Consider the following 21,307-nt stretch of genomic DNA (forward strand, 5'->3'; position numbering starts at 1 on the left):
CGGTCGAATCGCGTTTTCCGCCTCGGACCCTATGTAGATACTTGAGGCGCATATGGTTCGACGGAGACGACGCTGCGCACTCACCCATCCGCGCAAAAGCAGTGGATGGGTTGCAACGATAAAAAACGACAGAAGCGCGCATGAAGCGCATGAAGACCAAGTCCGCGGCAACAATGGAGCTTGGGGGAATCGCACGCCTGGCCTTTTCATGGGGACCGCAAAGGGTCTCGGTTCGGCTGGCCAATCAGGCTACGCGGCGGCGCTCCTTGCGGCTGTTGCGCTCGATCCAAGCGTCAACTTCATCCAGGCTGTAGCGAATGCCTCGGCCAACATAAATAGGCCTGGGCCCTTCGTTGGAACCTCGCCACGCCCGGAGCGTGGATTCCGACACCTTCAGGTAGGCTGCAAGGTCTGCCGTGGTCAGTTTGCCGTCGATGACGGTGATCTGTGTATGTTTCACGCCCGTCTGTATGCTGACAGGCTCGTGCACGGCGGTCGCTGCGCTGTCCAGCGATGCCGATCCGATAGAGTACTGACGACATCAACACCACTTGCATCGCACTTGTTCAGCAAAGAGGACCCCGATATGGCGCGCCCTGAGATGCGTCCGAATACGCACGGTAAGATGAGCTTCTCTCCGAGGGAACGCGGAGGCTTCGAAGCTTCCTGGTACTACAGAGACGCCCATGGCAATCGCAAAAGGATGAAGGCCTCCGGTCGAACCAAAAGTCGGGCCCGCGAGGAACTCGAGTTCAAGTGGGAAACCCGCGATCTTTCCGATGCGGATTCGGAAGTCACCGGATCGACGACCATAGAGGAGTTGGGGCAGCTCTGGCTGAAATCGCTGCGGGGAAGAGCACCGGGGACAATGGCGGCGTACCGGAACCGAATCCGGATCTCGATTACGCCCTTCATCGGCGACAAGAAGATTCGAGACGTGACTCCGGGTTACATTGAGGCCCACCTCCGAAGAATTGCCGACGGCAACGACACCAGGACAATCACATACAAGAAGTCAGCTGCCCGCACGATCCCCACCGGCGGATTATCGGCCGAGAGGACGGCGCGCATTGTGCTGCACGGTATGTTCGATCACGCAGTGTCGTTCAATGCCCTTCCCTCCGGGATTAACCCCGTCGGAAAGGACAAGCGGCAGGCTGAGCGGAAGGCCAAGCGCTCCAAGGTCCGCGCCATGACGCGCGCTGAATACTTCGAGCTGGTCCGACGGATTGAGGCCTGGCAGGCTGCCCAGCAGTCGGGTCCGGCCCGTGGTGTACATCTGCGGCCGGCCATTGATGTAATGCTCGGCACGGGCGTGCGTAGCGGGGAACTGCTCGCCATCCGCTGGGAGGACGTGAGATTGGAAGAGGACATTCCGTTCATCCTGGTCTCCGGGACCGTCGCCCAGAACGAGGAAGGCAAATGGCACCGCCAGGACTGGACCAAGGGCGATCGTTTCCAAGTGGCGAAAATCCAGCCCATTGCGCTGCCACCGCATGTCGTTGATTTGCTCGAGAAGCGCCGTGCAAACCTGGATGGGCCTGCTGAGGGATTAATCTTTAAGAGCCAAGTTGGCGGGCTGGTGCTCACATCAAATTTCCGAAGATCCTGGCGGCAAGCACGACAGTACGACAACCGCACCGGCGATGATTTCGCGTGGGTGAAGCCAAAGTCCCTCCGGAAGTCCACGGCCACGATGATCAAACGCTCATCGGGACTGGAAGCTGCGGCCGAACAGCTAAGGCACTCAAGTAGTGCCGTGACACGTGAATACTACGTCGAGGAGGAGCTGGTGATGGTGGACAACCGAGCTGTCTTCGATGACATCTTTGGGCAAGGGGGTAAATAGCCCCACAAGAGTCCGCCGGGCTATTTACGGGCTATTTATTCTGTATCTCACTAGCGCTCACTAGCGTTCGGACCACCCATAAAGGACTTCTGAAAGGCTGTTTCCACAGTATCGGCGGGAAATTCCCGAAAACAAGCGGAAGGCCCTGAGGGCCGACTCCAGAACAATGGGTTCCGGGTTCGAGTCCCGGGGGGTGCACCAGAAAAGAAACCCCGTCTGACCAAGCTAACTGCTTGGACAGGCGGGGTTTCTTTTTGCGCCAGAACAGCTTAAGGGCCATTTGCTAGGTACTTATTTTCCGCCGGGGCTGGAATGCCGCCCAGCAACCAGCCGTCCGGGCGCTGACCAGGGGCAGCGTAATGCAAGAGGAAAGCCCTGTTCAACGTAGAGCGGGGCTTTCTGCAGGCCGGCGACCAGATATCACAGGGCAGGTACGGCTTCCCGGACAAGCCGACATTGCCGCCGAGGGCAGTGATATTGCCGAGAGCGATGGCGGCGACTGCCCGGTCTCATCCCAGCGTCAGTGCTTGGTTCGGTTTCCGGGGCTATCGGTGTATGCGCTCTCGCCAGTCTGTCGGTACCTTTTCTGCCGGTGCTGGTACGGGCTGTTCCAGTGGCCGGGACTGAGGATCCGGAAGCCGGGGGCCGCGGAAGAACTTCTTCGTGTTCGTCTCGTAGAACCAGTCCTCCTCCGGTTCATAGGACGTGATGACAGGGTGGCCGAGGGTGCGGGCGTGGGCACTGGCATGCTGTGAGGGTGATGAGTCGCAGCATCCAATATGGCCGCATTGCGCGCAGCGGCGAAGATGTACCCACCATCCTGGCTCGGCGCCGCTGAGGCACTCTAGACAACCGGTTCCACTCGGTACGGAGGATAGGCTGATTCCCGGAATGGGGCGGTTATTCGAGCGGTTCTCCATTTTCCATCCCTCCGTTTTCTGCGCAGACCATCCCGCGTGTCCTGCTGACGGGGACCATTCTGGCAGAATCCCTGCCGTCTGGGAATGAGAGAAACCGAGGCAAAACCCGGAGCGCCGACTCAGTTCCCGACGCCGCATGAAGGCCTTCCCGGAGACGACGAGTACCCCTTGTCTCCCATGTCCCTGCGCGAGTATCGTGAGCGCCACCGAACCTTAACCAGAAAGACTGCGGCCATGGATCAATCGGTTCCGGTCATGCTGCTGGCTACCACAGACCCGACCTCTCGCCGCATTCTGGGAGATGAACTGCGGCGACGCTACGGCGCCGACTATGAGGTAGTGGACTGCGTCGACCTCGCCCACGGACGAGCGGTCCTCGAGGGGCTCCGGCGCTGGGGTCGCCCCGTCGCACTTATCCTCGGGTGCTACGGGCCTGCTGATCGCGGTGGACTCGACTTTCTGCGGCGCGCCTACGGCTATCATCCGGCCGCCAAGCGTGGCGTTGTCGTGACATGGGGTGACTTCGCCAGCGCCCCCACCGTATTCCGGGCAGTCGCCCAGGGGCACGCCGACTTGGTGATCATACGTCCCGAGCGGTTGCGTGATGAAGAGTTCCATGGAGCGATTACCGATGCCCTCGATGACTGGCATCTGGCCCAGGGAAGCGGCTTCGAGGCGGTCCGGCTGATCGGTAAGACGGGCGACTCAAGGACTCACGCATTGCGCGACTCCTTGAGTCGAAACCATATCCCCGTGGGCTTTTACCCGGTCGGGTCAGAGGCGGCAGAGCGGACGCTGGCAAGTCTAAACCTGCGCGACCCCGCGCTGCCTGTCCTGGTACTGGAATTTACGGCTTCCCCAACTGTCCTCGAGAACCCCAGTGACCTGGAGATCGCTGAAGCCCTCGGGGTGACACGCCCTCCCCCTGCGGACAAGATCTTCGATGTGGTGGTCGTGGGGGCTGGCCCCTCCGGCCTCGCTACAGCGGTTTACGCAGCCTCCGAAGGCCTCTCCACCATGGTGGTGGAGAGGGAAGCCGTGGGAGGCCAGGCCGGCACCAGTTCCCTGATCCGCAATTACCCGGGCTTTTCCCGCGGTGTCAGCGGCGCCCACCTGGCCTACCGCTCATTCCACCAGGCCTGGATTTTCGGCACCGACTTCCTCTTCATGCGGAAGGTGGAGACGCTCGGCGTTGATGGGGCCCTCCGTACTGTGTCAATTTCCGACGGCACCACCGTGCGGGGCCGCACGGTGGTGGTGGCCACCGGCGTGGACTACCGGCGCCTGGGCATACCGCAGCTTGAGGAGTTGGTCGGCAGAGGCGTCTTCTACGGGGCCACGGTTTCCGAAGCGCCGTCAATGGCCGGGAAACACGTATGTGTCGTAGGTGGCGGCAACTCGGCCGGACAAGCGGCCCTGCACCTCGCGAAGTACGCGAAGAAGGTGTCACTGCTGGTGCGTGGACCAACGCTGGCGGTCAGTATGTCTGACTACCTCATCGCCCAGCTTGAGGCCACCCGGAATGTGGCCATCCGCTATGGCACCGAGGTCGTGGGAGTCCGCGATCTGGAGGGATTCCTTGCGGCGGTCGACGTCGCCGGGCGCGGGGCTGCAGATGCAGGACCGATCGAGGAGATCGAGGCGGGCGGCCTGTTCGTGCTGATCGGTTCGGTGCCGCGGACCTCCTGGCTGCCCGACACAGTCCAGCGGGACCCCTCCGGTTTCCTCCGCACGGGCGCCATCCGGGAAGTCAGTGATGCCGAATCCAACGGACCGGGAAAGTTGCCTCTGGCGCTGGAAACCAGCATGCCGGGCGTTTTTGCGATCGGCGACGTGCGTGCCGGTTCCATCAAAAGAGTGGCGACCGCCGTCGGTGACGGCGCCACCGTAGTCTCGATGCTCCACGCCTACCTGGCCGAGCATCCCCTGCCTGCGTCGATGTCGTCGACTGGTGGAGTGGCCGCCCCCGAGGAGTCTCCCGGTGATGTCCGCTTCAGCTGAGGTCACACCCCTGATCCCCCCGATGAGGTGGCTGCTCTACGTCGCGGCATTTCTGGTGTTTCTGGCCGGCCTGGTGCTGTTCGTCTTTCCACTCCGTACCGACGAGTGGTTCGCCTGGACGGTCAACCCGCCCATGACCGCCGTCTTCCTCGGGGCTGCATACTGGTCGAGCGCCGGACTGGAGGTCGCCGGAGCCCGTGCAGCGAACTGGGGTCTGGCGAAGCTGGCAGTCTGGCCTGTATTCGTCTTCACCTCTTTGACCCTCGTGGTAACCCTCATCCACATCGACCGCTTCCACCTGTCAGCAGACGCTCCGCCGCTAGCCCGGATAGCCACCTGGATGTGGCTGGCCATCTATGCCATGGTGCCCGTGGCCATGCTCATCATCAGCTGGTTGCAGACCCGGTCCCGGCGTCCAGGCCCAAAAACCGTAACGGCGGAACGCCCGGCGCTACCGCTTTCGCTCAGGCTACTTCTGATGGGAATCGGCGGAGTGCTGCTGATATTCGGCACAGCGCTGCTGGTGCTGCCCCTCCCTACCGCGATGCTCTGGCCATGGCCACTGACCGAGCTCACAGCGAGGGCGATCGGTGCGTGGCTGGTCGGTCTCGGGTGGGCGGCGATGCAAGGCCAGCTGAGTGGAGACGCCCGGGCCGTCCGCTCCGTCGCGCTAACCTCCGTCATCTTCGTACTCCTGCAGTCAGTTGCCCTGCTGCGGTATGGCGCCGATTTGACATGGCCGAGCGCGCCGGCGATCGGCTTCGTAACCGTCCTACTTGCCATCGGAGTGGCCGGAGGATGGGCACTGGCATTGTCCCGTTCGCCGGTCGCCCGGACAGCCCGACGGGGTCGTTGTCCGCCTCCATTTTAGGTCGGAGCGTTGACCGACAACCCACCGGGCGAATTGTTTTCCCACAGATTACGCTCCGGAAATGAGTAGGCAATATGCACTCGCAAGAATTGAGGCACGGTCAAAGACGACTCCAGCAGCTATCAACCTGGAGGTGATCATGCAGCACTCAAGAAATCTCACACCTGTCCGGGACGTCTCACTCATCCGCCGCGGAGACTGGATCGAGGCCTACCGCGGCGGTCAGACTTGCTATCGGGGAGACGTGACAGAAACAGCACCGGGGCTGGGCATCATATGGATTCGCGAGAACGGCAGGCACGGCCGCCGTGCGGTCTCCCTGGACGACTTCACTGTCCTGAGGTCTCCGCGGCAATCAGCTGGCTTCCAAGGGCAGGACCATCTTTAGAAAATCCGGTGCGCCGACGGCCGTGGGGGTGCAGCCGGCGCACCGGTGCAACTCGCCCGTCCCGATAGCCGGTTTCCCACGCCGGAACGGATTCGAACTCCACACATTTACCAGCGCCCAAAAACTCAAATCAGTTGTCGCCGGCCGGGAGGACCTTGATTCCCAGCCTGTACGGCCGCACTGTTAGTGGCATGGCACTGCACAATGAACGGGACCTTGACCAGAAGTCGGCGGAAGCACTTCGGGATGCACTGAGTGCCTACCGGATCATTGACCTCAGTCGAGAGCTGGCTCAAGGAATCCCGACCATCCCCGCCCATCCGAAGTTTTTCCTGCTGCCGTTCCCCTCGATGACCGACCCGGCGGAATTCAACCAGCTCGTCATGGGCGACCATTCCGGAACGCACATGGATGCGCCGGCGCATTTCGTGCCCGATCCAAGCGATAAGCGACGTGTCCACACCCACGAGATCCCGTTGACCGGATTGATGGGCCGTGCGGTCAAACTCAGCTTCGGACCCTACGACCCCGTCAGCTACAACATTGGCCGTGACGAGATCATCGAGTGGGAAACCCAGAACGTTGCCATCGAACGTGATGACATCGTCCTGTTACATACGCAATGGGAGGACCGCTGGTCGTTCGTTCCCGAAGGGTTTGACTACCTGCGCGGCTGGCCGGGACTCACCGGTGAAGCAGCGAAGTACCTTCGCGACAAAGGGGTAAAGGCCGTTGGCATTGACTGCATCAGTATCGACCCGGGGGATAAATCCGGATCCGACCTCCTTGCGCACTACGAGCTGCTCGCCGCAGGGGTGCTCGTAATGGAGAATCTGTGCAATCTCGCCGAGGTCCCCGGGATCAGCTATTTCATGGCGTTCCCGCTCCGACTGACCGGAGCCACCGGGTCTCCCATTCGCGCGATCAGCCTAGTCCCAAGCACGACCGGTAACCAGTGACACGGGATTATTTGTCCCGCCAGGTCCTGCTATCGGCTTGGGAGCATGCCGCGGTTGCTTACTTGCACGGCGCAGGGGTCCGGCCGCGGGCAGCATACTCGGAGCCGTCCTTACCGGCCCGGACCGGCCCCTTTGGTTCCGGCGCACCCTCGCCGCACTTGTTCAGATAACGGTACAAAGTCGCTTTCGACCAGCCCTGGGTTTTGGCGGTCAAGGCCGCGTATGTGCCTTCGGCCTTCATCCGGCGCACAGGCGAGCAGCGTTAACGTTCCGCGTATGATGGGACCAGCTTGTCCGACCGGACCGCAGATTCCGGTAAACCAGCAGGGCTACTCGGTCCCGGCGCCACAGCGAGCGTACCCGCCGGGTGTGGTCGAACTGGCGGCAGTCAGTATGAGGCGGTCGGCACGATGTTGTGGTTGCGGCGGAACAGGTTCTGCGGGTCGAAGCGGTTTTTCAGGGCCACCAGGCGGTCGTACGTTTTAGGCCCGTACGCCTGGCGTGCAGCTTCGGTGGAGTCGTAACCAAGTTCTGCACCGAGGAAGTTGACGTATTGGCCGTGCTCGGCAAGCGGCTGCATGTTTGCGTAGGCCTTCCGGGCGAACGCGCTGAGCCGATCGTCCTCCGCTGGGTCCTTCCAGAAGCCGTAGACGTTCAGCCAGTACTTCGCCGAGCGGTTGGGAAACGCTGTCGCGTCCTCGGGCACATGCCCGAAGGCGCCTTGCATGTGGTGGATGTCGATTCCCGTTCCGAACCACGTCACCTCGGAGGCGAATCCGACCAGGACATCGATGGCCTCTTCATCCAGCCTGGAAAATGACACGTTCTTCCAGTATCCGCGGGCGCCCTTGGGAAAGAGGGTATCCATGGCGGTCTGCCATTCCAGCCAGGCCGTGGGCGCGACTTCCTCCTCGTCCGGGGGTGCCGCTTCCCGCAGCTGCTCGATCAACTCGAGCCCTGGCTGGTGGTTCTCGGAGGCCCAGGCAAAGCCGATGATCATCCACGGCTCCTCCCCCATCTCGAAGGCGGAAGGCAGCACCAGGATGGAGATGATCGGGTTCATCTCATTGGGCAGGTCCTGGGTCCAGCGGTTAAAGGCGCGCAAGGCGTCCTTCCAGCGCTCCGGGCGGTAGAAGAAGTTTCCTCCCAGTACGGCAGCCGGCAACGGACGGGCCCGGAAGGTGAAGGATGAGACCACTCCGAAGTTCCCGCCCCCGCCGCGCAGGCCCCAGAACAGGTCGGAGTTTTCCTCCTCGCTGGCCTGCAAATGCTCTCCGGTTGCGGTGACGACGTCGGCGGAGACGAGGTTGTCCAGGCTCAGCCCGTTGGACCGGGTCAGCCAGCCCACTCCGCCGCCAAGGGTCAGCCCGGCGACCCCGGTCGCGCTGATCACTCCGAGTGGTACGGCTAGTCCATGCGGGACAGTGGCGCGGTCGACGTCTGCCAAAGTCGCCCCGGGTCCGACGGTCACAAGCCCGTGCTCCACGTCAACCTCCACACCGCGCAACTGGCCCAAATCCAGCACCAGGCCGCCTTCGACCGTGCCGTGTCCGGCGATGTTGTGCCCGCCTCCGCGCACAGCCAGCGGCAGGCCTGTGCTCCGCGCCATGTCCAGGACGTGGTCGATGTCCGCAAGCGTGACCGCCCTGATGACCGCCCGCGGGTGCACGTCGATCATGCCGTTGCAAACTGCCCGGGCTGCGTCAAAGAGCGGATCCTGCGGTTCAATCGCCGGCCCCGCCAGATGGCTGCGCAGCTCCTGCAGTGCGCGGTCCGTTTCGCCGTCCTGGTCGCCATGATGCATTGTGTTCATCGGTCTGTCGCTTCCCTGACGCAGGGGTTGGATGTCCCCTAATCCAGCAGTGGATTTATTTTCGCCGGTGTCGGCAATACCGGGCGGTGGGCCCCAGGACGCGCCCTGAAGTGTCCGGGCCCGGATACAGTCCAGCTGACAATGCACCGGAACAGCTCGTCGTGGCCTCAAGTATAGAGTCGCCCGAGTCACCGAACAACGGATCCACTGGAGTGCCTACTTTCAAGAAAAGTGCGAACTGACCGATAGTCCCGGAAGACCCTGACATGGAGCACCCCTCCGCCCTGCTCAGACAAGCTGAGGGTGTTCGGGGGAGACGCCCGTCCGCCGTCATCATGCAGGAATGACGGCCCCTAGGCAGCCCGGTTAGCGGGGATTAGCATACCGAAATGGATTACCCGGGAGATGCCGGGCAAGGGCTGGCGCCTCCACTGCCAGGGGCCGTCCAGCTGGCAGCCGCATTAGCTTGGAGGGTCGTATGGGACAGCATGTGAAGGCCGGGGAGCTGGAGATCTGGACAGAGCAGGTCGGCGAGGGACCAGACGTACTGCTCGTCGGCGGGCTCGGGGACACCGTGGAGTCCTGGCAGTTCCAGCTGGACGGGCTGGCGGACCGTTATCGGATTACGGCGTTCGACAACCGCGGGGCGGGCCGGACGGCCATGCCGGAGGGGCAGCCGACCGTGGAGGCGATGGCTGACGACGCTGCCGCGGTGCTGCGCTCGTTGGGAGTTTCCTCGGCCCACGTGGCCGGGTTCTCCGGCGGCAGCATCATTGCCCAGGAGCTCGCACTGCGCCACCCCTATGCCGTCCGCAGCCTGGTGCTGCAGAGCACATGGTCAGCGATGGACGACTTCATGAAAACAATGATCCGGGCCTTCCACTGGCAGGCCGAGCTGGCGCCCAGCGAACGTGACTTCCTGGAGGGGTTCTTTATCTGGGTCTACACGGCCAGGGCCCACAATGACGGGACGGTCGACCGGTTCATCGAGGATGCCATGGCCTTCCCGCACAAACAAAGCACGGAGGATTTCCTCGCCTTCGCCGACGCCTGCGCGCGGAACGTGACGGCCGGACGGCTGGACGGCATCCAGGTTCCAGTACTGGTACTCGCCGGCGGAGCGGACAGGATGAGCCGCCCTGAGCTCGGCAAGGCGGTGGCCGACGAGATCCCCGGCGCCCGGTTCGAGGTCATGGAGGAGGAAGCGCATCAGCCCTTCCAAGAGATCCCGGACCCTTGGAACGTGCGGGTGGATGAGTTCTGGCAGGAGGCGGAGAGGCTCCGCTCGGGTATTCCGTCGAGCTGAACCTTGCACGCGATGTCCTTCTTAGTGTCAGAACGCCGCGCAGCAGCGCCTGTCATTCCGGAATCCCCGGTTTAGGGACTGTTGGCGGTGAATCATTTTCGGCCCGCGGCGTCGCTCTCCGCCTAGAAAAAATGCCCCGCCAACCAGGCCAACAGCAACCCCGCCCGAAGTTGCTGCCCAGCATACCTGAGCGGCCACGCCCAGGATCGGTCGTGAGTTACGAGTTCCGGCACCTTGAAGACCGCGAGCCTGGTGGCACAGTATGCTCGCCATGTGAACAGCGTGAAGACTGCGAAGGACGTGAGGCGCGGCGGAGGTGGGAGCGGCTGAGCCTCCGGATCGGTACCTCCGGTTGGAGCTATGCCCACTGGGACCATGTCCTCTATCCCGGTGGTACACCTTCCCCGGACCGGCTGAGCCATTACGTGCGCCGGTTCGACACCGTTGAGCTGAACGCCAGCTTCTACCGTTGGCCGCGTGCTGGCACGCCACGGCGCCGCTTACTGCATCATGAGTGGCGCCAACCTGCCGTGCCTCCTTGAAGCCACGGCGCCTTTCGTCTATGTGCGACTGCACGGCCCCGACCAGAACCACCTCTATGCCGGGTCCTATTCAGATCAGGACCTAGGCTGGTGGGCGGACAGAATCCGCGAATGGGACGCCGATGGGAAAGACATCTTCGTGTATTTCAACAACGACGGCCATGGGCACGCCGTCCGCAACGCAGCCACGCTGCGCCACTTTCTCGGCCAAGACTGAGACGACGCAGGCAAACCCGGCGGATCCTTCATGATGCGAAGCCTCTCGCCGGGCCCAATATGGCAAAGAAAACGGGAACGCCCCGCGGCCGCTGGTCCGGCTCGGCGCGTTCCCGCCTCAAAAAATCCTGCAGCTACAACTGGCCTGGCGCTTTAACTCTTGTCGGGCAGACGCTCGTCAGTGGCCATCGGCATGGTCTCCGGTAAGTCCCCGCCCCAGCGGGTGGAACCAAGCCGCCGGATCACTGCCGCCAGCCGGTCGCGCAGTTCCTCAACTCCGATTTCCCCGCCGGGCGTCAGGTTCCGTTCAAGCTCCCGAGCCTGTTGAAGCGCCGTCTGGCCCAGTTCGGAAACAGCTACCTGCTGCGACCGCCTGTCTGCTTGGTTACGAACGCGGGTAATGTGCCCGTGCGCCTCCAGCCGGGACAGGGTCTTCCCCATTGTCTGCGCCTGCACCCGGACTTTGGCGGCGAGTTGGGCCTGCGCCAGGGGCCCTTCACCGTCCAGGACTTCCAGCGCGATGACCCCCGCGTGGGTCAGGCCCAGGGAGGCGAGCTTTTCGTTCCAAGCATGCTCGACCAATCGCGCGGCAGTTGACAGCAACCGTGGCGTCGGCCAGTTGTTTAAATCCGGCATTATCCGATTATAGCCAGCCTGCTTCCCTCTTGAGGGCCCATGTGCGCAATTGGCTAAGCTGGGTCCGACGTACCAACCTAAAAAGGAGCTGCCGGAATGGCCGAACGATTGACTTCAGGCGACGACGCCCCCGCTTTTACACTGCAGGATTCGACCGGGAGCAATGTCTCGCTGGCTGATTTCCGCGGGCGCAACGTCGTCGTCTATTTTTACCCTGCAGCGTCCACGCCAGGCTGCACCAAGGAAGCCTGCGATTTCCGCGACAACATCGCGTCTCTGCAGGGAGCCGGTTACGACGTGGTCGGTATCTCGCCCGATCCGCTTCCGAAACTCGTGAAGTTCGCGGAAAAGGAAGAACTGAACTTCCCGCTGCTCTCCGACGAAGACCATTCGGTTGCCGAATCCTACGGCGCTTGGGGTAAAAAGAAGAACTACGGCAAGACGTATGAGGGGCTGATCCGCTCCACTATTGTGGTGGACCCCGAGGGCAAGATTTCAGTGGCGCAGTACAACGTTCGGGCGACAGGACACGTAGCCAAACTGTGTCGGGACCTTGGGCTCGACTAACCCGGTTCGCCTGACCCCGGCGTCCGGCTTCAACAGACTTGGACCAGCATGCACAAGCCGGAGGCCGGGAGCAGGTACAATTGATGCTGGCTTGCGGCTACGCCGTAGAGCACTGCGCGAGTGGCGAAATTGGCAGACGCGCTGGATTTAGGTTCCAGTGTCTTCGGACGTGCGGGTTCAAGTCCCGCCTTGCGCACCAGGTGACGAAACGGTTCCCGTTCCAACGGGAACCGTTTCGTCGTTAAGAGGCACACCGCGTCGTCGTTCGCCTTGCCTTTGCCCAGCCCAGAGTGGACAGTCAATCCGAACCGCGTGACCAAATTGTGATGGTTTTGGCCCAAGCCAAAGTCTGAAAGCGATGCTTTCCTTTGAACTTGTGACTAGGCTCTCAACAAGCAGGCCCGTGTACAACACGGGAGGCCCGGGCGCGCAGACATCCGCGCTGTCCAGACATCACTCGTTGGCGAGGAGAAACTCATGTCATTCAGGGGCACGACGCCGGGCAGATGGCGACGCACACGCAGGCGTACGGCCGCGATTACAGCAGGGCTTGCCGCCGGCGCCCTCATACTGACCGGCTGTGCCGAAAGCGAGCGCGGAGCTACGGAAGGGACCGGGGAGGACACGGGCGTCAACTCCACGTTCATCTTCGCTGCCTCATCCGACCCCAAGTCCCTCGATCCTGCCTTCGCCAGTGACGGAGAGTCCTTCCGCGTGAGCCGCCAAATCTTCGAAGGCCTTGTGGGAGTGGAACCCGGCACCGCGGATCCTGCTCCCCTGCTGGCCGAGTCGTGGGAAAGTTCCGACGACGGCCTGTCCTACACCTTCCAGCTCAAGGAAGGCGTTAAGTTCCACGATGACACCGCCTTCAACGCCGAAGCGGTCTGCTTCAACTTTGACCGTTGGTACAACTTCGAGGGGCTGCAGCAGTCCGAATCGGTGAGCTATTACTACAACTCGCTGTTCCGGGGCTTCTCCGACAACCCCGACACTGCCGTTTATGATTCCTGCGAAGCAGTGAGCGAGACGGAAGTGACCGTCAATCTGGCACAGCCGTTCGCCGGCTTCATCGCAGCCCTGTCCCTCCCGGCCTTCGCGATGCAGAGTCCGACCGCCCTCGAAGAATTCAACGCCGATGACATCGGCGGCTCGGCCGAAGCCCCGGTCCTGAGCGAGTATGCCAAGGCCCACCCCGTGGGCACAGGGCCGTTCAAGTTCGACAGCTGAGACGTAGGCCAGCAGGTCGAGGTCTCCGCGTTCGACGGCTACTGGGGAGAACAGGGCCAGGTCCAGAAGGTCATCTTCCGGGTCCTGGACGATCCGCAGGCCCGCCGGCAGTCCCTCGAAGCCGGGACCATTGACGGCTATGACCTCGTGGCTCCTGCCGACACCAAGGCGCTGGCTGATGCCGGTTTCAAGATCATCAACCGCGACCCCTTCACGATTCTCTACCTTGGCATCAACCAGGAAGTAGAGGCGCTGGCAGATCCATTGGTCCGTCAGGCACTGTCGCATGCCATCGACAAGGAAGCCTTGGTGCGGCAGACCCTGCCGGAAGGGACGCAGGTTGCCAGCCAGTTCATCCCCCCGATCGTCAACGGTTACAACGAAGACGTGCCCACGTACGAATACGACCCGGAACGGGCCAAGGAGCTGTTGGCAGAAGCAGGCTATGGCGACGGCTTGACCTTGGAGTTCAACTACCCCACCGGTGTCTCCCGGCCGTACATGCCCACTCCGGAACAGGTCTTCACCAACCTCAGTGCCCAGCTTGAAGAAGTAGGAATCACCATCGAGGCGGCGCCGGATAAGTGGTCTCCCGATTATCTCGACCGGGTCCAGGGCAGTTCCGACCACGGCATCCATCTGCTGGGCTGGACCGGGGACTACAACGACACGGACAACTTTGTGGGTGTCTTCTTCGGCCGGGAGAAGCCGGAATTCGGTTTCAACAATCCAGACCTCTTCAATGCCTTGGACGAAGCGCGTCAGGTCAGCAAGTTGGAAGAGCAGACGCCGCTGTACGAAGAGATCAATGCGGACATCGCGGAGTACATCCCGGCGATCCCGCTGGCACACCCTGCCCCGTCCCTGGGCTTCGCTCCACGCGTGGAGTCCTACCCGGCCAGCCCCGTCAACGACGAGGTCTTCAACATGATCAAGCTCAGCGAATAGCGCCGGCCTAACCAGCCAGAACCCTGCTGCTCCGCGCTCGTCCGGCCCGGCATTATTGCCCGGGCCGGACTAGCGGGGCCCGTTCAGAGTCCACACCGTAGACAGCCGGGCGAAAGGACACAGTGTTAAGAGTCATCGGCAAACGTCTGGCGTTGCTCGTTCCGACCCTGCTCGGGTTATCGATCCTGTTGTTTCTCTGGGTGCGGAGCCTCCCTGGCGGACCGGCCACCGCCCTGCTCGGGGACCGTGCAACACCGGAGGCGGTCGAAAGAATCAACGAGCTCTACGGCTTCAACCGCCCGCTCATCGAGCAGTACTTCATTTACATGGGCAAGCTCCTCCAGGGAGATTTCGGTACGTCGCTGCTGACCGGCCGCCCGGTCCTGGAAGAATTCGCCACGCGTTTTCCCGCGACTTTGGAACTGACGATCGTAGCGCTCATCTTCGCCATCGGGATCGGCATTCCGCTCGGCTACCTAGCGGCGAAGCATTACGGCCGCTGGCCGGACCACGGCTCCGTTGTCCTGAGCCTGGTCGGCATCACGATCCCCGTCTTCTTCCTGGCCTTCATCCTCAAATGGCTCTTCGCCATCAAGATCCCGATCTTCCCGACAGATGGCCGGCAGAACCCCCGGATCAACGCCACCCATGTGACGGACTTCTACGTTCTCGACGGTCTCCTAACCCGGGAATGGGATGCCTCTTGGGACGCCTTCATGCACCTGGTCCTGCCCGGCATTGCTTTGGGAACCATCCCGCTGGCCATCATCGTGCGGATCACCCGCGCTTCCGTTCTGGAGGTCCAGAACGCCGATTATGTGAGAACTGCAAAGGCCAAAGGATTGCTCGAAAGAACCATCCGCAACCGGTTCATTCTGCGCAACGCGATGCTGCCGGTCACTACGACCATCGGCCTGCAGCTGGGTCTGCTGATATCCGGTGCCGTTCTGACCGAGACGGTCTTTGCTTTCAGCGGCATCGGCCGTTTCCTGCGCGATGCGATCTTCAATCTCGATTATCCGGTCCTCCAGGGGTTCATCATCTTTATCGCCATCCTCTATTCCCTGATCAACCTCATCGTCGACATTTCCTATAGCGTCATTGACCCGAGGGTGCGTGTCCAATGAGCACAACTCTTCCCCCCGCTCCGGGCGGGAACGATGCCGCCAGCAAAGATCCGGCATTACCTGACTCCGGCGGGACCAGCCTCTGGAAGGACTCGTTCTACCGGCTGCGCCGCAATCCCCAGGCCATTGCCGGGGCCATCATCGTCATGGCGTTCCTGCTCGTCGCTGCGCTGGCGCCGGTGCTGGCTCCCTACGGCGGCGAGGATTTACCGGGGCGTACCCACATCACACCGACCCATATCCCGGGGCCGGGTGAAGTGCCCGGATTTGTGCTCGGCTTGGACCGCTTCGGCGGAGACCTGCTCAGCAAGCTCATTTGGGGTGCGCAGTCGTCGTTGCTGATCGGCGTCGTTTCCACGGCCCTGGGCCTCGCCGGGGGCATGCTGCTGGGAGTGCTCGGTATTGCACCTCAGCTGGCGTTCCTGCCGGGTCTCTGCATAGCCATCACGGCCTTGGGCTTTACTCTCCTCGGCGAATCTTTGCGGGAAGCATTGGATCCCAAGTCACGCCAGAAATAAACGGCGACCGTTCAGTCGGGGCGCGGCCGGTGGCGTTGCCTGGCCATGTGCAGCATCGCCACAAATCCGGCGATGAACAACAGCTCCAAGACCGCCAGTCCGAGTACGAATCCCCACTGCCCTTCCCCGGCAAAAATCACGGCGCCGATGGCTAGCAGGACCGTGCCGAGGGCGAGGACGAAGACCGCACACCCGACTGCTACAGCCTCGCTGCGGACTCCGGTCCTGAAACCAAAACCCTCCGGACGGTGTTCGTCGTCAGGAGGCAATGCCGGCGTCGTCATCGTAGATCTCCAACTCATTGCCCGGGATGGAGGCAAGCAGCTGTCGGGTGTAAGGATGGCGCGGATTCGTAAAGACCTCCTCCGACGTGTCGGACTCGACGATCTCGCCATCCTTCATCACACAGACATAGTCCGAGATCAAGCGGACCACGGCCAGATCGTGAGAAATGAAGAGGTAGCTGAGGCCCATTTCGGCTTGCAGGTCGCCCAGCAGCTTCAGGATCTGTGCCTGAACCAGAACGTCAAGGGCCGAGACGGGTTCATCGCAAATCAACAGTTCCGGCTTCAGTGCCAAGGCACGGGCGATAGCCACACGCTGGCGTTGGCCGCCGGACAGTTCGGAGGGGTAGCGGCGAAGCATGCTGTGGGGCAGAGCTACCTGATCCATCAGCTCACGCACACGCGCCGCACGCTGTTGGGCGTTGCCTCTTTTATAGGTGCTTAAGGGCTCCTCGATGATGCGTCCAACGGTGAACATCGGGTTCAGCGAAGAATATGGGTCCTGGAACACGGGCTGCACGCGCTGCCGAAAATCACGTAGCTGCACCTTGGTTAGCCGGGCCACGTCCATCCCGTCGAACATCATGGTGCCGCTGGAGGGCTCGATCAGTTTCAGCAGCATCCGTGCCGTGGTGGTCTTCCCGGATCCCGACTCCCCCACGATGGCCACAGTCCGTCCCCGCGGCACATCCAGGGTGACGTTCCTGGCGGCGTAAAAGTCTTCCGACTTGCCCCTGATCTTGTAGATCTTAGTGAGGTCCCGCAACTGCACGATGTTGTCGGTCCGTTGCGGCTCGGCGGCGGTTCCCGCATGCTCGGAGAAAGTTTCTTCCGCATGCCGGATCCGTTCGTCGGCGCTTGCCGTGTAGGCTCCCGGCTGCAGCCGCACAGCCGCCACACTCGGTGCGGCTCGGACCAGGGACTGGGTGTACGGGTGCTGCGGGTCATTGAGCAACTGTTCCGCGGGCCCCGTCTCCACAACCCTGCCGCGGTGCATCACCACCAGATCCGAGGCCCGTTCCGCCGCCAGGCCTAAGTCGTGGGTGATCAGCAGGACGGATGTATCCAGTTCCTCGGTCATCCGGTCGATCTGGTCCAAGATGGTCCGTTGCACCGTGACATCCAGCGCCGAGGTAGGCTCGTCGGCGATCAGCAGACGCGGCCGGCAGGCCAGCCCGATGGCGATCAGGGCCCGCTGCCGCATGCCGCCGGAGAACTCGTGCGGATACTGTTTGGCGCGTTCAGCCGCGTCCGGCAAGCCGGCGGCCTGAAGCACTTCCACCACCCGGGCATCGACATTCCTGGCCGTGGCCATGCCGTGAACCAGCAGGGTTTCCGCCACCTGGGTGCCGATTTTCGTGACCGGATTAAGGTTGGACATCGGATCCTGCGGCACCAATCCGATCTGGCGGCCCCTGATCCTGCGCATTTTATCCTCGGGCAGATCCACAAGTTCCTGGCCGTCGAAGACGATGCTGCCCGCGGTGATGCGTCCGTTTTTCGGCAACAGCCCGATGACGGCCATCGCCGTGGTCGATTTACCGGAACCGGACTCGCCGACAATGGCCAGCGTCCTGCCCGCATGCAAGCGCAGACTGGCATCCTGCACGGCGGACACATCGCCATAGGTGGTCCGGAAATTGACGGCCAGATTTCTTACTTCGAGCAGCGGCGCGGCGTCGGCAGATTCGCTCATTGCTCTATCGTGCCCCATCTACGCTGGATGTGGCCTGCCTCTCGCTAAGGTTTTACGGCTTCTTTATCTCCCCTGATGTCAATTAGACTGGAAATTCCGTAAATTCGGCCCACGAGGAGCTCACGAGTGTCACACCTGCCCGCGCGCCGCAGCTTTCTAAAGGCTGGCGCGGCAGCAGCTGTTGTCATCCTCACCGGATGCACGAGCGAGCCCGGTTCGCCATCGACGGGCACGGCGACACCCACGGGAACGTCCGTACCTGCCACTAACCTGACTTTCACCATGGGTACGGCGGCCAATCCCGCCGGCCTCGATCCTGCCCTGCTCCTGGACTCCGAGTCGTTCCGGGTTACGCGGCAGATCATGGAAACGCTCATCGGCGTCGATCCCGACACGGGAGTCCCCAAGCCCCTGCTCGCTACCGAGTGGGAAGAGCTCGACGACGGCCGCGCCTACCGCTTCACGCTGCGCGAGGGCGTCGTCTTCCACGACGGCACGCCGTTCGACGCCGAAGCCGTGAAAGCCAACTTTGAACGCTGGTACAGGCTGCCCCGGGACGCCCGGCCGGCTGAAGGCGCCTTGTCCTTCGCTTCGGTGTTCGAGGCCTTCGCCGATGAAGATGAGACCTCTTTGTACAGGGACTGCGAGGTCCTGGCACCGAACGAACTGCGGCTGAACCTCAACCGCAGGTTCTCCGGGCTGGTTGCAGCCTTGTCCATGCCGGCCTTCGCCATCGCGTCGCCGGCTGCTCTCGCAGAGGGAAATGCCGACGAGCTGGATCAGGACCGCGGAGGAATCAAGCTCTCCACGTTCGCGCAGCACCCCGTTGGAACCGGCCCGTTCCGGTTCGAGGCCTGGTCCGAGGAGCGGGTCAACCTCACCACCTTCGAAAACTACTGGGGCCCGGCGGCGCAGGTCGGCTCGGTTGTGTTCCAGACATTGCCGCATCCGGCTGCCCGGCTGCGGGCGTTGCAGTCCGGCAGGATTGACGGCTATGACCTGGTCACTCCGGAAACTTATGCGGGGCTGGCACGCAGCGGGATGCAGATCCTGCAGCGGGATCCCTTCTCCGTGTCCTATCTGGGCATGAACCAGGAATTCGGCCTGCTCGCGGATCTGCGGATGCGCCAGGCGATTGCCCATGCCATTGACCGCTCCGTGCTAATCGAGGACTTCTTCCTGCAGGGGACTACCGAGGCAAAGCAGTTTGTACCTCGCAGCCTGGGCGTGACCAGCGAAGACATCCCTTACTTCGAGTACAGCCCTGAGCGTGCCAGGGAACTGTTGGAAGAAGCCGGGTACGACGGCGAGGAGATCCCTTTCTACTACCCGTTGAACGTAACGCGGGCCTATCTGCCCACGCCGGAGAAAATCTATGCCGAGCTCAGCCGCCAGCTGACCGCCGTCGGCATCAATATCCAGCCCAAGCCTCTGGCATGGGAGGACGGCTATCTGGACCGGGTGCAGACATCCTCGGACCACGCTCTCCATCTCGGCGGGTGGAGCGGCAGTTACCGGGATCCGGATAACTTCCTGGGCCCATTGTTCGGCGCGCCGAGCCCCGAGTTCGGTTTCAAGAATGCGCAGCTGTTCAACCGGATTGCCCGTGCCCGGACCCTGCCCGCCGGTGAGGAACGCAACCAGGCGTACCTGACCATCAATAACCAGGTGGCCCGGCTGGTACCGGCTGTCCCGCTGGCATTCCCGGTTTCCGCCCTTGCCATGGGGCCCAGGGTCGTCAGCTATCCGGCCAGTCCCATGCTGGACGAGGTCTACAATCTGGTCAGGCTGCGGACGGACACCTAAGAGCGGTGCGGCGCATATTAACGGTACTGCGCCGAAACGTCTGTCTAATGGGTCACAATGAGCTCGGGTAATTTTAGTCTCACCACAGGGGCGCGGTAGTCTTCTAAGCGCTGGCAAAGCTGCTATGGGAGATGGAAGTTGACTGCTAATACCCCTTCGGGATCATCCAAGAACATCGACGTTGCCCTGATCGGCGGCGGCATTATGAGCACCACGCTCGGCTCCTTGATCAAGCAGCTGCAGCCCGAGTGGAGCATCAATCTTTACGAGAACCTGGCGCAGGCCGGACTGGAGAGCTCCGACCCGTGGAACAACGCGGGAACAGGTCACGCTGCGCTCTGCGAGTTGAACTACACGCCGGCCGCTGCGGACGGCTCCGTGGCTACGGCCAAAGCGGTGGGCATCAACGAGCAGTTCCACGTTTCGCGCCAGTTCTGGTCGCACATGGTTTCCCAGGGACATATCGGCTCCCCGAAGGGATTCATCAACCCCCTGCCCCACATGAGCTTTGTTTGGGGCAACGACCACGCGGACTACCTCAAGCGCCGCTACGAAGCGCTCCGCGCCGAGCCCCTATTCCAGGAGATTGAGTTCTCCGAAGACCATGCCGAACTGGAAAAGTGGGTGCCGCTGGTCATGCAGGGCCGCGACCCGCAGCAGCGAGTGGCAGGCTCCCGCGTAGCCGGCGGCACTGACGTCGACTTCGGCGCGCTGACCCGCGAACTGGCCGGCTTCATGGACGCCCAGGGCGCTGAACTGCACTACGGACACAAGGTGCTCGATGTCTCCCGGGCCACCGACGGCCGCTGGGACGTGAAGGTCAAGAACAACTCCACCGGCGAGGTCTCCACGGTCTCCGCCCGTTTCGTCTTCGTCGGCGCCGGCGGCGGAGCGCTGCACCTGCTGCAGCGCTCCGGCATTCCCGAGGCCAAGGGCTTCGGCGGCTTCCCCGTTTCCGGGCAGTTCCTGCGCTCCACGGATGACGCCGTGATCGCCCAGCACAATGCCAAGGTCTACGGCCAGGCCTCCGTGGGTGCCCCGCCCATGTCGGTGCCGCACCTGGACACCCGCTTCGTCAACGGCAAGCGCTCCCTGTTGTTCGGCCCGTACGGCGGTTTCTCCCCGAACTTCCTGAAGTCGGGCTCGTTCCTGGACCTGCCGCTGTCCGTGCGGATGCACAACCTGATCCCCATGCTGGCCGTCGGCAAGGACAACCTGGGCCTGGTCAAGTACCTGATCACCGAGGTCCTCAAGAGCCGGCCCAAGAAGGTCGCCGCGCTGCGCGACTTCTACCCCGAGGCCAACGGCGATTCCTGGGAGCTCATCACGGCCGGCCAGCGCGTTCAGGTCATCAAGAAGGACCCCAAGAAGGGCGGCGTCCTGCAGTTCGGCACGGAAGTCATCACTTCCGCCGACGGCAGCATCAGCGGCCTGCTCGGCGCTTCGCCCGGTGCGTCCACAGCGGCACCGATCATGATCCAGGTTCTCCAGCGCTGCTTCCCCGGCGAGTTCAAGGGCTGGGAGCCGAAGCTTAAGGAAATGATTCCGGGCTACGGCGCCAAGCTGAACGAGAACCCGTCCCTGCTGGCGGATATCACCGCGGATACCAACCGGATCCTCGAACTCGGTTAAG

At 62.5% G+C, this 21,307-nt stretch carries 16 protein-coding genes, 1 tRNA gene and 2 pseudogenes; 13 read left to right on the forward strand and 6 right to left on the reverse strand.

What is annotated here, in order from left to right:
• Positions 1–244: 244 nt before the first annotated feature.
• Positions 245–460, reverse strand: coding sequence for a helix-turn-helix transcriptional regulator (locus AC20117_RS21155; RefSeq protein WP_074703344.1), 216 nt, complete (start codon positions 458–460; stop codon positions 245–247).
• Between the two features lie 126 nt (positions 461–586).
• On the opposite strand from AC20117_RS21155, the gene AC20117_RS21160 reads away from it, so the two are divergent.
• Positions 587–1,849, forward strand: coding sequence for a tyrosine-type recombinase/integrase (locus AC20117_RS21160; RefSeq protein ID WP_074701789.1), 1,263 nt, complete (start codon positions 587–589; stop codon positions 1,847–1,849).
• A gap of 545 nt (positions 1,850–2,394) precedes the next feature.
• Here the strand turns inward: AC20117_RS21160 and AC20117_RS21165 are convergent.
• Positions 2,395–2,907 (reverse strand): UBP-type zinc finger domain-containing protein, encoded by a 513-nt coding sequence (locus AC20117_RS21165; protein ID WP_335644632.1) that lies wholly within the window; start codon positions 2,905–2,907, stop codon positions 2,395–2,397.
• Positions 2,908–3,003: 96 nt separating this feature from the next.
• On the opposite strand from AC20117_RS21165, the gene AC20117_RS21170 reads away from it, so the two are divergent.
• The 3 genes from AC20117_RS21170 (at position 3,004) to AC20117_RS21185 (ending at position 6,988) form a co-directional block, all read left to right on the forward strand.
• Positions 3,004–4,770, forward strand: coding sequence for an NAD(P)/FAD-dependent oxidoreductase (locus tag AC20117_RS21170; RefSeq protein WP_074701786.1), 1,767 nt, complete (start codon positions 3,004–3,006; stop codon positions 4,768–4,770).
• Complete coding sequence (locus tag AC20117_RS21175) at positions 4,754–5,641, forward strand: hypothetical protein (protein ID WP_074701785.1); 888 nt, start codon at positions 4,754–4,756, stop codon at positions 5,639–5,641. The genes AC20117_RS21170 and AC20117_RS21175 overlap by 17 nt, the downstream gene beginning before the upstream one ends.
• Positions 5,642–6,220: 579 nt before the next feature.
• Positions 6,221–6,988: a cyclase family protein gene (locus AC20117_RS21185; protein ID WP_074701782.1), complete on the forward strand. Its 768-nt coding sequence runs from the start codon at positions 6,221–6,223 to the stop codon at positions 6,986–6,988.
• Between the two features lie 388 nt (positions 6,989–7,376).
• Here AC20117_RS21185 and AC20117_RS21195 read toward each other — a convergent pair whose 3' ends face one another.
• A complete protein-coding gene (locus AC20117_RS21195; RefSeq protein ID WP_074701779.1) occupies positions 7,377–8,801 on the reverse strand; it encodes an FAD-binding oxidoreductase in 1,425 nt (474 codons plus the stop codon).
• A 478-nt stretch (positions 8,802–9,279) separates the two neighbouring features.
• On the opposite strand from AC20117_RS21195, the gene AC20117_RS21200 reads away from it, so the two are divergent.
• Positions 9,280–10,107 carry an alpha/beta fold hydrolase gene (locus AC20117_RS21200; RefSeq protein ID WP_074701777.1) on the forward strand — a complete coding sequence of 276 codons (828 nt, stop codon included), beginning with the start codon at positions 9,280–9,282 and terminating at the stop codon, positions 10,105–10,107.
• A 326-nt stretch (positions 10,108–10,433) separates the two neighbouring features.
• Positions 10,434–10,866: pseudogene (locus tag AC20117_RS21205) on the forward strand (DUF72 domain-containing protein).
• Between the two features lie 152 nt (positions 10,867–11,018).
• On the opposite strand, the gene AC20117_RS21210 reads toward AC20117_RS21205, so the two are convergent.
• Positions 11,019–11,501 carry a MarR family winged helix-turn-helix transcriptional regulator gene (locus tag AC20117_RS21210; RefSeq protein ID WP_074701776.1) on the reverse strand — a complete coding sequence of 161 codons (483 nt, stop codon included), beginning with the start codon at positions 11,499–11,501 and terminating at the stop codon, positions 11,019–11,021.
• 96 nt (positions 11,502–11,597) lie between these two features.
• On the opposite strand from AC20117_RS21210, the gene bcp reads away from it, so the two are divergent.
• From bcp to AC20117_RS21235, 5 genes and pseudogenes are all read left to right on the forward strand, one after another.
• On the forward strand, positions 11,598–12,068 hold the full coding sequence (gene bcp / locus AC20117_RS21215) for a thioredoxin-dependent thiol peroxidase (RefSeq protein WP_074701774.1): 471 nt from the start codon (positions 11,598–11,600) through the stop codon (positions 12,066–12,068).
• A gap of 114 nt (positions 12,069–12,182) precedes the next feature.
• A tRNA-Leu gene (locus AC20117_RS21220) sits at positions 12,183–12,267 on the forward strand.
• A gap of 278 nt (positions 12,268–12,545) precedes the next feature.
• A pseudogene (locus AC20117_RS21225) lies at positions 12,546–14,243 on the forward strand (ABC transporter substrate-binding protein).
• Between the two features lie 122 nt (positions 14,244–14,365).
• A complete protein-coding gene (locus tag AC20117_RS21230; RefSeq protein WP_074701773.1) occupies positions 14,366–15,370 on the forward strand; it encodes an ABC transporter permease in 1,005 nt (334 codons plus the stop codon).
• Positions 15,367–15,888, forward strand: a complete 522-nt coding sequence (locus AC20117_RS21235) for a hypothetical protein (RefSeq protein WP_074701771.1) — start codon at positions 15,367–15,369, stop codon at positions 15,886–15,888. The genes AC20117_RS21230 and AC20117_RS21235 overlap by 4 nt, the downstream gene beginning before the upstream one ends.
• A gap of 11 nt (positions 15,889–15,899) precedes the next feature.
• Here AC20117_RS21235 and AC20117_RS21240 read toward each other — a convergent pair whose 3' ends face one another.
• Both AC20117_RS21240 and AC20117_RS21245 read right to left on the reverse strand, forming a co-directional pair.
• Positions 15,900–16,172, reverse strand: coding sequence for a hypothetical protein (locus AC20117_RS21240; protein ID WP_074701770.1), 273 nt, complete (start codon positions 16,170–16,172; stop codon positions 15,900–15,902).
• Entirely contained in the window at positions 16,147–17,868 is a 1,722-nt protein-coding gene (locus tag AC20117_RS21245; RefSeq protein ID WP_101632669.1) for a dipeptide ABC transporter ATP-binding protein, read from the reverse strand. The genes AC20117_RS21240 and AC20117_RS21245 overlap by 26 nt, the downstream gene beginning before the upstream one ends.
• 126 nt (positions 17,869–17,994) lie before the next feature.
• On the opposite strand from AC20117_RS21245, the gene AC20117_RS21250 reads away from it, so the two are divergent.
• Both AC20117_RS21250 and AC20117_RS21255 read left to right on the forward strand, forming a co-directional pair.
• On the forward strand, positions 17,995–19,674 hold the full coding sequence (locus tag AC20117_RS21250) for an ABC transporter substrate-binding protein (RefSeq protein ID WP_101632670.1): 1,680 nt from the start codon (positions 17,995–17,997) through the stop codon (positions 19,672–19,674).
• A gap of 138 nt (positions 19,675–19,812) precedes the next feature.
• Positions 19,813–21,306: a malate:quinone oxidoreductase gene (locus AC20117_RS21255; RefSeq protein WP_074701767.1), complete on the forward strand. Its 1,494-nt coding sequence runs from the start codon at positions 19,813–19,815 to the stop codon at positions 21,304–21,306.
• Position 21,307: the final 1 nt, after the last annotated feature.

It is taken from the genome of Arthrobacter crystallopoietes (assembly GCF_002849715.1).
In the GTDB taxonomy this organism is placed as follows: domain Bacteria; phylum Actinomycetota; class Actinomycetes; order Actinomycetales; family Micrococcaceae; genus Crystallibacter; species Crystallibacter crystallopoietes.

Coding starts and splice junctions, on each gene's coding strand:
- AC20117_RS21160 (WP_074701789.1), top strand. CDS start 587: ATGGCGCGCCCTGAGATGCGTCCGAATACGCACGGTAAGATGAGCTTC.
- AC20117_RS21165 (WP_335644632.1), bottom strand. CDS start 2,907: ATGCGGCGTCGGGAACTGAGTCGGCGCTCCGGGTTTTGCCTCGGTTTC.
- AC20117_RS21170 (WP_074701786.1), top strand. CDS start 3,004: ATGGATCAATCGGTTCCGGTCATGCTGCTGGCTACCACAGACCCGACC.
- AC20117_RS21175 (WP_074701785.1), top strand. CDS start 4,754: ATGTCCGCTTCAGCTGAGGTCACACCCCTGATCCCCCCGATGAGGTGG.
- AC20117_RS21185 (WP_074701782.1), top strand. CDS start 6,221: ATGGCACTGCACAATGAACGGGACCTTGACCAGAAGTCGGCGGAAGCA.
- AC20117_RS21195 (WP_074701779.1), bottom strand. CDS start 8,801: ATGAACACAATGCATCATGGCGACCAGGACGGCGAAACGGACCGCGCA.
- AC20117_RS21200 (WP_074701777.1), top strand. CDS start 9,280: ATGGGACAGCATGTGAAGGCCGGGGAGCTGGAGATCTGGACAGAGCAG.
- AC20117_RS21210 (WP_074701776.1), bottom strand. CDS start 11,501: ATGCCGGATTTAAACAACTGGCCGACGCCACGGTTGCTGTCAACTGCC.
- bcp (WP_074701774.1), top strand. CDS start 11,598: ATGGCCGAACGATTGACTTCAGGCGACGACGCCCCCGCTTTTACACTG.
- AC20117_RS21235 (WP_074701771.1), top strand. CDS start 15,367: ATGAGCACAACTCTTCCCCCCGCTCCGGGCGGGAACGATGCCGCCAGC.
- AC20117_RS21240 (WP_074701770.1), bottom strand. CDS start 16,172: ATGACGACGCCGGCATTGCCTCCTGACGACGAACACCGTCCGGAGGGT.
- AC20117_RS21245 (WP_101632669.1), bottom strand. CDS start 17,868: ATGAGCGAATCTGCCGACGCCGCGCCGCTGCTCGAAGTAAGAAATCTG.